The 12732-nt window shown below is 40.8% G+C and carries 12 protein-coding genes; 6 read left to right on the top strand and 6 right to left on the bottom strand.

Annotation, left to right across the window (positions count from 1 at the left end; all coding sequences use genetic code 11):
• Nucleotides 1-204: 204 nt before the first annotated feature.
• From apcA to V7K48_RS24915, 3 genes are all read left to right on the top strand, one after another.
• Nucleotides 205-690: an allophycocyanin subunit alpha gene (gene apcA, locus V7K48_RS24925; RefSeq protein WP_334813416.1), complete on the top strand. Its 486-nt coding sequence runs from the start codon at nt 205-207 to the stop codon at nt 688-690.
• A gap of 65 nt (nt 691-755) precedes the next feature.
• A complete protein-coding gene (gene apcB, locus V7K48_RS24920) occupies nt 756-1244 on the top strand; it encodes an allophycocyanin subunit beta (RefSeq protein ID WP_334691195.1) in 489 nt (162 codons plus the stop codon).
• A 223-nt stretch (nt 1245-1467) separates the two neighbouring features.
• Nucleotides 1468-1674: a phycobilisome linker polypeptide gene (locus V7K48_RS24915; protein ID WP_335076354.1), complete on the top strand. Its 207-nt coding sequence runs from the start codon at nt 1468-1470 to the stop codon at nt 1672-1674.
• Between the two features lie 198 nt (nt 1675-1872).
• Here the strand turns inward: V7K48_RS24915 and V7K48_RS24910 are convergent, their stop codons facing one another.
• Entirely contained in the window at nt 1873-4260 is a 2388-nt protein-coding gene (locus tag V7K48_RS24910; protein ID WP_335076352.1) for a putative bifunctional diguanylate cyclase/phosphodiesterase, read from the bottom strand.
• 308 nt (nt 4261-4568) lie between these two features.
• The gene (locus tag V7K48_RS24905) at nt 4569-5279 is read right to left on the bottom strand and encodes a hypothetical protein (RefSeq protein ID WP_335076350.1); all 711 of its coding nucleotides are present in this window, start codon (nt 5277-5279) and stop codon (nt 4569-4571) included.
• A 405-nt stretch (nt 5280-5684) separates the two neighbouring features.
• On the opposite strand from V7K48_RS24905, the gene V7K48_RS24900 reads away from it, so the two are divergent.
• Nucleotides 5685-6887, top strand: a complete 1203-nt coding sequence (locus V7K48_RS24900) for an FtsW/RodA/SpoVE family cell cycle protein (protein WP_335076348.1) — start codon at nt 5685-5687, stop codon at nt 6885-6887.
• Between the two features lies 1 nt (nt 6888).
• Here V7K48_RS24900 and V7K48_RS24895 read toward each other — a convergent pair whose 3' ends face one another.
• The 4 genes from V7K48_RS24895 to V7K48_RS24880 form a co-directional block, all read right to left on the bottom strand.
• Nucleotides 6889-7104 carry a hypothetical protein gene (locus tag V7K48_RS24895; RefSeq protein WP_335076346.1) on the bottom strand — a complete coding sequence of 72 codons (216 nt, stop codon included), beginning with the start codon at nt 7102-7104 and terminating at the stop codon, nt 6889-6891.
• Nucleotides 7105-7235: 131 nt separating this feature from the next.
• A complete protein-coding gene (locus tag V7K48_RS24890; RefSeq protein WP_335076344.1) occupies nt 7236-7862 on the bottom strand; it encodes a DUF1003 domain-containing protein in 627 nt (208 codons plus the stop codon).
• 947 nt (nt 7863-8809) lie between these two features.
• Complete coding sequence (gene rpiA / locus V7K48_RS24885; RefSeq protein ID WP_335076342.1) at nt 8810-9517, bottom strand: ribose-5-phosphate isomerase RpiA; 708 nt, start codon at nt 9515-9517, stop codon at nt 8810-8812.
• A gap of 301 nt (nt 9518-9818) precedes the next feature.
• Nucleotides 9819-10211, bottom strand: coding sequence for a hypothetical protein (locus tag V7K48_RS24880; protein ID WP_335076340.1), 393 nt, complete (start codon nt 10209-10211; stop codon nt 9819-9821).
• 255 nt (nt 10212-10466) lie between these two features.
• On the opposite strand from V7K48_RS24880, the gene V7K48_RS24875 reads away from it, so the two are divergent.
• Entirely contained in the window at nt 10467-11057 is a 591-nt protein-coding gene (locus V7K48_RS24875) for a restriction endonuclease subunit S (RefSeq protein WP_335076338.1), read from the top strand.
• Nucleotides 11054-12520: an N-6 DNA methylase gene (locus V7K48_RS24870; protein WP_335076336.1), complete on the top strand. Its 1467-nt coding sequence runs from the start codon at nt 11054-11056 to the stop codon at nt 12518-12520. The genes V7K48_RS24875 and V7K48_RS24870 overlap by 4 nt, the downstream gene beginning before the upstream one ends.
• Nucleotides 12521-12732: the final 212 nt, after the last annotated feature.

Below are 12732 nucleotides of genomic sequence, written 5' to 3'. Positions count from 1 at the left end.
ATGCCGGAAAATGTTTTGCGGAAGGTAACTGAGTTTAAAAGCTTGTGTACTTATGTTGACTCAAGCAAACTCGTAATTTATTAGCCGTAGCAGTTATTAAACTGTTGTGTCTAAAAGGACGATAAAACAAACTCAGTGAACCAAATTTAAAGTCGCACCAGTTTAATCAAATCCTGGTTTCATTCGTATTGGAGGAATCCATTAATGAGTATCGTCACGAAAGCCATCGTGAATGCTGATGCAGAAGCCCGCTATCTCAGCCCTGGCGAATTGGATCGGATCAAATCCTTTGTTGCAAGTGGTGAGCGCCGTGTGCGGATTGCTCAAATTTTGACAGAAAATCGTGAACGGCTGGTTAAGCAAGCTGGCGATCAACTGTTCCAAAAGCGTCCTGATGTTGTGTCTCCAGGTGGTAACGCCTACGGTCAAGAATTGACTGCTACTTGTCTGCGTGACCTAGATTACTACCTCCGCCTCGTTACCTACGGTATCGTTGCTGGTGATGTTACCCCCATCGAAGAAATTGGCGTTATCGGCGCCCGTGAACTGTACAAGTCCTTGGGAACTCCTATCGATGGTGTTGCTGAAGGTATCCGTGGGTTGAAGAATGTCTCTGCTAGCCTGCTGTCTGGTGAAGACGCTGCTGAAGCTGGTAATTACTTCGACTACCTAGTTGGCGCCCTACTGTAGGGTGAAGCTGTTTACCTACTCAAACAGAAGTATTGCAATACGGTTGGAAATAAGGAATTAACAACATGGCTCAAGACGCAATTACCGCTGTCATAAACTCCGCAGACGTTCAAGGTAAGTACCTAGACTCTTCTGCTTTAGAGAAGCTAAAAAGCTATTTCTCCACTGGCGAACTGCGGGTACGTGCTGCTAGCACCATCAGCGCCAACGCTGCTGCGATCGTCAAAGAAGCTGTAGCAAAATCTTTGCTGTACTCTGATATCACTCGTCCCGGCGGCAACATGTACACCACCCGCCGTTATGCTGCTTGCATCCGTGATTTGGACTACTACCTCCGCTATGCTACCTACGCTATGTTAGCTGGCGATCCTTCCATTTTGGATGAGCGTGTACTAAATGGCTTAAAGGAAACCTACAACTCTTTAGGAGTTCCCGTTGGTGCTACCGTGCAAGCTATCCAAGCAATCAAGGAAGTAACCGCTAGCTTGGTTGGTTCTGACGCTGGTAAGGAAATGGGTGTTTACTTAGACTATATCTCTTCTGGCTTAAGCTAAGAACTAGTTTGCGCTTAAGAATTTAGGTGCGGCTTTATTAAGGTCTGGAAATCAATCGTGAGTGCTAGAACGTTATATTGCTTATCTTGGTAAATTATCAGTGATGAGTGTTGGTGGTCTAGTATTGATGTTTGATTTCCAGCCTTTGAATAATTAAAAGATTTGCACTCAAGATTTTGAGATAAAAAAAGTTTTCACAAATTATACAGGAGATTTTCAAAAGATGGCCCGTTTGTTTAAAATTACTGCTCTAGTTCCCAGCCAAAGTCGAGTTCGTACCCAACGCGAACTGCAAAATACTTACTTCACTAAGCTAGTTCCCTATGAGAATTGGTTCCGCGAACAGCAGCGTATTCAAAAAGCTGGCGGCAAAATCATCAAGGTACAATTGGTAACTGGTAAACAAGGCGTTAATGCTGGCTTGTCGTAATTCTGTAAATAGAAGGTTATTTTAGAGAATTGGTAAGAGGTCAGCAAAGACCTCTTTTTTGTTGCTTAGATTTTTGAAAGTTAGAAAATGCGATCGCTCACTGGTGATTCTGCTAACAATCCTTGTATCATCATATCTCTTAAAAGCCAAGTAATTAATCAGATTAAGTCATTGAGTTATGGTAAAAAATTGCCATAATCACCACTGACGATTAGCCACGATTAAAGCCTCTGCTGTTAAACTGTCCAAGGGCTTCGAGAAAAAATTTCCCTGGCCATATTCACATTTCATTGCTCTCAGGAGTGCTAATTGTTCTGCTGTTTCCAAGCCTTCTGCTGTGACAGTTACACCTATTTTTTTAGACAGGGTGACAATTGTCTCAACAATATCTAAATTTCCTTCACCAACACTCCTTCCACTAACGAAGGAGCGGTCAATCTTCAACTCATGAATCGGAAAGTGATGAAGGCGACCTAATGAAGAATAGCCTGTACCAAAGTCATCAATTGCCAACTTAATTCCTAAATTTCTTAGTAGATTTAACGTAGTGGTGACATTCTCGCCGTTTTCCATAATTACGCTTTCTGTGATCTCCAATTTCAAACTCTGTATATCTAAACTAGTCTCCTGTAAGACTTGATTGATGTGCAGCAGTGGCTTTTGTTGACTGAACCAAGAACTACAAAGATTGACGCTAATGGTCAAGGCTTGCTCACCCAACTTCCCTGATTTTGGAGGGAATCGGTCTTGCCACTGCTGTGTCTGGCGGCAAGCTTCACGCATCACCCACTCATCAATTAAAATACTCAGCCCAGTTTCTTGAGCAGTTGGCAGAAAATCTTCTGGAAAAATAATACCCCGTTCTGGATGCTGCCACCGCACCAGTGCTTCAAAACCAGTTATCCTCCCGGTAGTGAGTGACACAATTGGTTGATAATGAATCCGAAACTCTTGACGTTCAATAGCTCGTCGCAAAGCCGTCTCCAACTGCAAGTGTGCCATTACCTGAATATGCATATCAGTATTAAACATCTGGTAGCGCACCTTGTCTTGTGCCTTAGCTCGGTACATTGCAATGTCGGCGTTACGCAGAAGGTCTTCTGGTTGGTTATAATCTGTCATGCTCAAGGCAATACCAATACTGACTGTGGTAAACACTTCTTGCCCATCTAAAACTACGGGAATTGCCAGTTTTTCTTGTATCTGTTCAGTCATGCGTACTACGTGGTTGACATCCTGAATTCCTCCCAACAGGATTGTGAACTCGTCTCCTCCCACTCTTGCAGCTACATCTATAGAGCGCAAGCATTCCTTTAATTTTTGAGCAATAGTCAGCAGTACTTGGTCACCAAATGTGTGTCCCAAGCTGTCGTTGATAAATTTGAAGCGATCTAAGTCTAGAAACAGCACGGCAAATAAATAATCTGAATGCCGCTTTGAATAATCGATCGCATTTCTGAGGCTATTCATAAAGAAAGTGCGGTTTGGCAACCCCGTTAATGCATCGTGAAATGCCAAATGTAGCAGTTGTGATTCTGCTCGCTTACGCTCTGTAACTTCAATTAGCAATTCCTGATTTATTTTCGCTAGTTCTGCTGTTCGTTCTCTGACACGAGTTTCTAGCTGATCATGAGCTATTCGTAACGCCTCTTCTGCTTGCTCTAGTTTCTGATTCTTTTGTGAAAGTTTTTGAATGTAAGTTGCGATCGTTTGAATGAGGTTATTGAAGGATATTGACAATAGACCGATTTCATCTGATGTGGTGACCGGAACTCGCAAAGTAAAATCTGATGAAGAACTAACAAGTTGAGCAACCTGAGTTACAGCTTCAATCGGCCGAGCGATTGCTCGACTGGTAGAGAAAGCTAAGACAGCAGCGAACAAGACTGAGAGTACCATACTGATAGGAATAATCTGGTTTCGCAAGTCTTCTGCTTCTGTCAAGGCGTACATTGCTTTATTCTCTTCCTCTCCAGCGCTTTTAATAAAAGTTGTGAGATCGTAAGCAGAGCTAGCAATTGCAGCAAATTCGGGGCCACCTGTAAAGTCTGTAATTAGTTTCTTAGCTGCATCACTTGATTGTGGCTGTAACATCTGCGGCTTCACCTGGTTGAGCACGACTTCAAGCTGTTGGTAGAATTTTTCCACCACCTGATAATCTTTGAACAACAAACGATCCAAGTTTTTTGTAGCTGTGGTTTGTGGTGATCGCTGGAGTTCGTTGATCAGCTGCTTAATTTTTTCTACTCGCTCAGATAATTCCAACTTGTGTTGCTCAAACTCTTTCGGCTTTTTGAGTAAAGGTACAAACTCTTTGGTAGGTAGAGTCCAAAGCATGGCTAGTTGCAAGTCACTCAATAGCTGACCTTGTTGATTAGCATTGTCTTGACTGGTACTCGCTTGTTGCTGGTAGTGATTGCCAAGAGTCAATCCAGCGATCGTTCCTCCTACAGCAATGCTTAGAGCTACAACATAGCCGCCAATAATTTTATTTCTCAAACTCAAACGACGCAGGATGTCTAATATCCTGTTTGAACGAGTTTCTAATGGGATAAATCGACAGATGAGATTGGGTTGACTCTTCACAAGATTTTAGCTTTTAGAGTAGAGAATTCTGCTACAGTTATATAAATCAAAGAAAGTAGCCTTCATTCTTGTACTCTAACCCCTACAGCAGGGCGCAAATAAACCAACCATTTAAAATGAGTGAAAACCTTATTTGGTAAGCTTTCTTAATTTTGAATTCTACGTAGCGGTACTACGGTTAGGTGTTCTATCAAGCCCTTCGGAAGAGTCTAAAAGTTTATTGCAACAAAGGTTTTAGATTAGCTGGGATTTTATAAGAGCTACTCTAAATATTACTTACTACCACTACAGTGATGAAACAGAGCTAATTAACTCTCAACAGTGTTGATAACAGAAGGCAGTAGAAGTTCTGGTGAACTCATCCACCAGCGAATAATTCTTTCTTCTTTGACGCTGCACTGTACGGCACCCCCCACTGCTGTTAGATATGTAATAACCTCTGGCAAAAGCTGACGAATTATTTTGCGTGTTCCTTGGGCAGTAAAGATTTCTACTTCCCCAAATAATTTTTCCATATAGACTGAGTAGAATCCCATATCTCGCAAGGAATTAATTAATCTTGGGTCTGACTGCTCCCGTGATAAAGTAATGTGCAGCTCATCTTGACGAAATGTTCCAGGTGCTAAAGATGCCAACTTAAGCTTAAAAGGAATTTGGATTTCTGGATTGAAAGATTTTTCCTCAATTTCTACATCAACAGGAATATATTCCGCCTCAATGTACCCTTCTATAGCTTCAGAATTATCCTGTAAGTAGCTGACAATACCAGCAAAAGTTTCTCTAACTTTTGACGCATATTTAGTTTTTAGTGTCAAGTGCTTTTTTGGAGGACGATGAGCAAGTCCTTCGGGATGACCTGAGAAGTCGGAATTCCAAAAGTTCTGAGTCTCGATCAGAAATTTTTCAAAAGGAGTTGAAAGCGTCTGAGCATCTATATGAATGTGAAACTCACCTACTAATGCTGGACGAGTAGCTTTACGCACAATTGTGTTTGTCGGGGTTTGGCTGTAATTCGTCATATTCACGCAAGCTTTTTAAATAGTTCAATCAACAATAGCCCTGACAAAGTTAAGCCACTACCGTAATATTACTGAAACTTTATCTAGGCTTTTTATGAGAAATTTTCTGGATGCGTGACAAATTAAAAATTTTTCAGTTTGTCAAAAGTCAAATCAAGGAAAGCAAGAAGTATTGTGTTGTCAAATTTGGTAGTAGTCTGAGAAAAATATCCTTTGTATAAATTAGCGATCGCTAGAACCACCCCAGTCAAGGCGACTAGGAATTAGATTAACAGTTGCTAGCTGAGTGTATTCAAGTTGACCATTATCAAATGTATCGTTATCAAAGCTACTTAAGAGTTATAAGTTATGATTTATGAGTTTTATTACTAACTCCTAACTTCTAACTTTTTACCTGTACTGATCGTGAATCTACGCCGCCTGATTCCAATTTTTGATAGTTCAGTCTCTAACTGGGCATTAGAAGCGCGGTTGTTGCGCTGGTTAACGTTGATTTGGCTGTTCGTCGGCTTGATCATGCTATTTTCAGCATCCTATCCCGTCGCAGATGCCCGTCATAATGATGGATTGTACTACTTTAAACGTCAACTGCTTTGGGTCTTAGTTTCCTTAATCGGATTCAATATTATTGTTAATTTCCCGTTGCAGAAAATTTTGGGACTATCCCATTGGTTTTTGTTGTTGTTTTTGGCCTTAATTTTCATTACACTAATTCCAGGATTGGGAAAAAAGGCTTTTGACGCAGCGCGTTGGATTTCGATCGGGCCAGTTCCGATTCAACCTTCAGAATTAATTAAACCCTTTTTGGTGCTGCAAAGTGCGCGACTTTTTGGTCAGTGGGAACGAATTAGTTGGCGGGTTCGCTTGGCTTGGTTGGGTATTTTCGGTCTGGTACTTTTAGGAATTCTTGCCCAACCTAACTTGAGTACAACAGCACTTTGCGGCATGACAATTTGGCTAATTGCCCTAGCAGCTGGGTTACCTTACAAGTACCTGGGAGGAACAGCAATTGGCGGAGTGATGTTGGCAATACTCAGTATTAGTATTAAAGAATATCAGCGTAAGCGGGTAATGTCATTCCTCAATCCGTGGGCTGATGCTACAGGAGATGGCTACCAGTTGGTGCAAAGTCTACTAGCCGTAGGTTCTGGTAGAACTTGGGGTTCTGGATTTGGGCTTTCTCAACAAAAGCTATTTTATTTACCAATTCAAGACACCGATTTTATTTTTGCGGTGTTCGCTGAAGAGTTTGGCTTTGTTGGCAGTATGGTGTTATTAGCGCTTTTAGCTACATTCGCCACTCTCGGATTAATCGTGGCGCTGAAGGCGAAAAATATAGTGCATCGATTGGTAGCGATCGGTGTGACGATTTTGATGGTAGGACAATCATTGCTCCACATCGGTGTTGCTACAGGTTCTCTACCAACTACTGGCTTACCTTTGCCCATGTTTAGTTATGGTGGTAATTCCATGATTGCCAGCTTAATAGCTGCTGCGTTGTTGATTCGGGTAGCACGCGAAAGTAATGAAGCTGAGGTAGTACCGTTGCGAAAACCCCTGTTTGAAAATGGGCGCAGACGTCGAGCTTTTCACAAAAATAGGAATTGAGCTAATATCTATAAAATTTTGGGGATAAACTTGGAACTCTTGTACAGGCAATTCTAGACTTAAATGTGTCGGTCTGTTGTCTGGCTAGATTTTCAGGTGCAGCACAAGTCTGCACTGTTGTGCTAATTGCGGTGAAAAAATCTTCACCATCAGGTTGATAGTACCGACAAATCCCGGAAATTGTGGCGAGTGGCGATCGCTCGAATTTGACTGACATTCAATCTGATCACAATGCGTTTGCCATATAGAAGAGTTCTGCGTTAGCGTACCCTTCGGGAAGCAAGCTACGGGGAGCCTCTCGTAGAGAAGGTATCGCCACCGGAAAGGGCGGGTACGCCATCGCAGTCATTATCTTTGGTTACGATTTCTGAATTTTTTCCTTTTAAGCGCCATCTGTTGGAGCCGTTCAATTTCACTTAGAACATCTTCAGGCTTGGTTTCCATTTCTAAGTCTGCAAGGTCACTATCTTGATCATTTTCAATGCCCATTTGATCTTGAATAGCATCGAGCATTTGTAATACTCGTGTAACTTCATGCTCCGTTAGTAGTCCAATTTGTAAATTTAAGTTGGTGCGATACTCACTTTCTTCACTCAGTTGGTTCTGGCTGATCAACACAAATGTTGAGAGAAAAATTGCTTCCAGAGATACAATCATTGTCAACAATCCATATGGAAATGGATCAAAAGGATGCACACCTAATTTGCCAGTGTTCACAATAATCCAACCACCAAACCAGACGATATGAACATAAACAAAAACTATATGCCCAGAAAAAGAGGTAATAACGTCGGCAATTCGGTCTTGCAAGTTTCGCTTATTAGCAGCCTTGACCCGAAGACGGATGATAGTCCGAATGTTCCGTTCTATGACTTTAGATAATAACGGGTTGTGTTCTTCATCGTCTAAGTATTCTTTCTCCTCTTCGTTCATCCCACTTGGCTGCATAATTTGATGTCCTCTTGTTAATAGCATCTTGAAAAATTAGATCAACTAGCATACTTTGCTTGATTAAACTCAAGATGCAAGAAGTCGGTTTGTATTATAAACTCAAAGTTTGAAATCACTGTGCCAAAGCTATTGCATTTTTGTGCCAAGAAGTAAGCACCCTTCTTTGTGGCAGAAACTTAATCAATTACAACAGAAAACTTCTACAGAAGTTATCGGTATGTAGATTATCTGCTCCAAAGCGTATTGGTAGATACTGCCCACATTTGTCTTATGAAAATAACACGTACAATAGATTCAATCGAGACAGAAAATTATGACGAAAGACGACTCCCAAACTACCCCAGCTAAAATTAGGCTTTTTAAAGAATGGGGAGAAACTTCACAATTCATTAACGCAGAGTTAGACAAAAAGGGCAATTTAATAATTATTGGGTAAGACGTGGGCAAAGCAGCGATGCCTACGGTGGTAAACTACACACATTAGGGCGATGAAGACTAGAAATTTTGGGTTACTGTAGCGAAAGAAGATAAGGATAAAGTTCTACTTGCATTACTAAAAATAGTATACAGCGGCAATCCAGCAGCAGTTGATGAGTTTTGTTGGTTTCTGTCACTCACAGGACTTACGCACGGGTCATGGAAGAACGAACCACAGAGACACAGAGTACACGGAGGATTAAGAGTTTAAGAGGTTTTTTGCGTAAGTCCTAACTCAGAGGGGAATTCGCTTCAAGTTTGAGACATGGACTGAAATCACGCTGCATTGAGTTCACTCGTATATTGATAGTTAGATTGGTGTTTTGATCAACTGGATCTATTGCTTAATTTTGGATTTTAGATGTCTCTGAAATCTGTCTTGGAAAGTTCTGAGCAGATAGCGCAGTTTAGCGAGTCCGCATTCGCGCAGCGTCTCGTAGAGAGCGTCGGAAACCTCCGCTCAGACTTTCCGCAAAATCCAAAATCTAGAACTTTTACAGTTGCCGCACTAATGGCTGACCATCTTTGACTTCACCAATTAAAACTAAATCGACACAGTTAACAAAGATACCATTTTCCAGGACGCCGGGAATGTTATTCAATGTCTTTTCTAGGCTGACTGGATCTTCAATAGAGTCAAATCTGACATCTAAAACAAAATTGCCTTGATCAGTGATCACTGGGCCAGCTTTTTTTACACCCATGCGGAGTTCTGGTTTGCCACCAAGTTTTTTGATGGCATTGGTCACAGGAGTAATTGCCATTGGAATCACTTCCACGGGCACAGCGAAAGTAGAACCTAAGCGGTCTACTAACTTACCACTATCTACTACGACAATAAACTGTTCTGCCAGGTAGTCTACGACTTTTTCGCGGGTATGTGCTGCACCACCGCCTTTAATCAAATTCTTCTGCGGATCGACTTCATCTGCTCCATCAATGGCAATATCAATGTGGTCAATAGCATCCAAGGTGGCAAGAGGGACGCCGTACTGCTTCGCCAGCACTTCTGACTGAAACGAGGTGGGTATACCAATGATATCTTTGAGTTCACCAGACTTGAGGCGATCGCCCAAAAACTGAATTGTATATGCTGTAGTTGACCCCGTACCCAACCCCACAATGGAACCCGACTTTACCAGGGTGGCGGCGGCTTTGCCAACTTCTTGCTTCATCAACGTTACGGGATCTGTTGCTGTCATTCCCAAAATCTGCTCCATAAAACTTATATAAAATGAACATAACCTAAGTTACATACATTTTTCTGTTTACTTTCAGCTTCATAAAAGACCGTCAGCGACACTTTCTCGACAGGTATTTTCGGTTGAGCCAAGCGAAAGAAAGATACTTTTTCAAGTTTAAAGATGCATTGAAATTTCTATCTTTAATCAGACTACAGTTTTTACACTCAAAAGCTTGTGAATAATTTTTGCTAGTAGAAATGGAACACCAAGGTGTCATTTGTAAGACATTTTGGTGTTCCATAGTGAAAATTATGAGACATTAAGCGGGATACACCGGGATACGATTACTCAGTTCTGGAAAACGCTGCTTAACGTAAGCACAAAGCTGGTTATAGCTTTTGCTTTGGAGTTTGTCCAAGTCTTTATAAGGGTCAAGTCCCTGACTCTTGGCGTGTTCTATGGTTATTGCCATAAGGATTTTACAAGCCTTAGCCTCAGTTTCAATCTTTTGGTGTGCCTCAGCCTCAGCCTTTTTTTGGCGTAGAGCCTCAGCCTGGTCTTGCTGGATATAGCGGCTGAACTGGAGAAATTCGACGGATTTGTTGAGAAACTCGCACCCGTCTTCTCGGTTAATCACCATAGATAAAAATGCTAACGGGTCTAGTTGAGGCTGAGGCTTATCTGAGTTAGGATTATTCGGTGGAGAGATCATAAAAGTTTTTTCCTGAAACTAGATTGACGGTCAACAGGCAGTGCGCCTGACCGTTAATGGATGGACAACCAAATTACAAACGTTTGAAATAAGACAACGCTGCTGGACTGGTACTCCAGCTAGCGTTTTTTCATGGTTTTACAATCTGGTTGCGGATATTCTAGCAAGCTCTATGATAGACTGTCAAACAGTAAGCGTATTACTTCAATTGCGATAAGTAACTTACTGCTTATTAATAGATATCTTAGCAGATTTATGTCTCATTTAGTTCTGCCTCTTCAGGAAATAGGGGAAATATTCCAAGGAATTACACTTAGCCGTTATGCAGACGATAACGGTAGACCAGAGCGCGTTGTTAGCTTGTCTGATCTTGAGTACCTATACATTGAACGTAACCCTAGTGTGGTTCAGTTACGCTTATCTAACCTTGAGCGGTATCGAATAAAAACTGGTGATGTAGTAATTTCCAACCGAGGTACGCTCCTGAAAGCATCAGTAGTTACAGATAAATTAGAAGGTAGCTTGGCGAGCAATAACGTGGTTGTTATCCGCCCCCGCCCCATAGTAGAACAAATTGATCCTGTGTATTTGGCAGTTCTGATGCGTTCAAAATGGCTAGAACAGCAACTAGCCACTTTGTACTTGCAATCTTCTACCATTCAGTTGATTCCAATTTCTCAATTACGCAGTCTCAAGATTCCATTACCTAATCTGGAGACTCAAAATAAGTTAGCTAAACTTTTTTTAGCTACTGAAAGAGCTAACCGCATTACCTTGGAAATTTTAGACACACGAAATAATTTATCACAATTTACTCTTTTTCAAACTTTGGAAGGACAGCAATGATTACGTTAAAAAATTTAGAAGACAGACTTTGGTCTGCTGCTGTTATTTTACAAAATGTTTTTAGTCCTAGTGATTGTATTAACTGTTTTTTCAGAATTTTGCTTATCAAGCGTTTATCTGATTTATCTGAGGAACAAGTATATAAATCAGATAAACGCTTTTTTATACCTGCTATTTCGCAGTGGAATTATTTGCAGCAAATAACTGTAAATCTTGGCAATGTATTTAATGAAGCTGGTATGTCTCTTGAAACCTACAACATAAACCTAAAAGAACTACAAGGGATTTTTATTAGTTATGACTTTCAAAATATAAGCAGTCGAATTAGTTTGAGAGAGCAAGATAAAGTACTAAGTGAGTTAATTTTACATTTATCGTATATCAAACTCCAGAATAGCTATTTTGCGGAAACAGACTTATTGGGAAGGGTTTGTGAATCCCTAATAGAAAAGTTTGGAGATAATCTTGGAATAGAATATGTAGGATTCCATACTCCGCAGAAGGTAGCACAACTATTAGTGCGTCTGCTTGAACTAGAACCAGGAATGAGTATTTGTGATCCTTTTTGTGGATTGGGAGGTATGTTAATTGAATGTATTAAGCAAATTAAATATTTGGGAAGTCAGCAAAATGATTTACTGCTTTATGGACAAGATATAGACCAGAATACTTTTAGCCTTGCCAAAATTAATTTACTTTTACACGATATTTTTTATTTTGACATCCGCTTGGGAGATACTATCGATGAACCACAACTAGTTGAAAACGATAAATTAATGCTTTTTGACAGGGTAATTTCTAATCCCCCGTTTAGGGTGAGTAACTGGGGTTATGAGCTAGCTAAAAGGGATGTTTATGGCCGCTTTCGCTATGGAATTCCCCCTAGAGGCAGTAGTGAGTTTGCTTTTATTCAGCACATACTAGCCACACTTAAAAACACTGGCAAGGCTGGGGTATTAGTTCCACTGGGAGTTTTATTTCGTGGAGGCGCAGAAAGTGAGATTCGCACAAGGATTATTGGATCTGACTTAATTGAAGCAGTAATTGGTCTTGCACCCAACCTACTTTATCGTATTGGTATGCCTATGGCTATTTTAATTTTTAATCGGGATAAACAAGAAAACCGTAGAAATAAAGTTTTGTTCATTGATGCGAGTAATGAATATCAAAAGAGCCGTAATCAAAATTATCTGCGTGAAGAAGATATCACTCATATCATTACAGCTTACCAAGCCTTTGAAGATGAAGAGGGATATGCTAAAGTCGTGGCTGTGGAAGAACTAGCTGCTAATAAATATATTCTCAATATCAACCGCTATGTTCTAACCCCCAAAGATGAAAAGGACAAAATTGATATTGAGGCGGAGATTATCAAGCTGCGCGAATTAGAGGCTCAACGTACTGAAGCCGAGATGAGTATGAATAAATACTTGCGGGAATTAGGAATAGAATTAAGTGACTGAGTAGAGGCGATCGCAAAATAAATTAGCTTGAAAAATAAGGTCACCATACTTGCACTCACCTTGAAAGGGCTAACTGCACACACTACTCAAAACTTTTTCAAGTCAGCCTCACGCTTGACTTGATACTGTGGCAGTCTAAATACATAACCCACAACTAGCAGATATGCAACATTGACCAACCTAAATTCGTCACTAACTGAGTTAGAGGTTAT

The sequence above is a fragment of the Nostoc sp. genome, assembly GCF_036919615.1.
Lineage (GTDB): Bacteria > Cyanobacteriota > Cyanobacteriia > Cyanobacteriales > Nostocaceae > Nostoc.
This window is presented reverse-complemented; position numbering and strand designations above follow the sequence as displayed.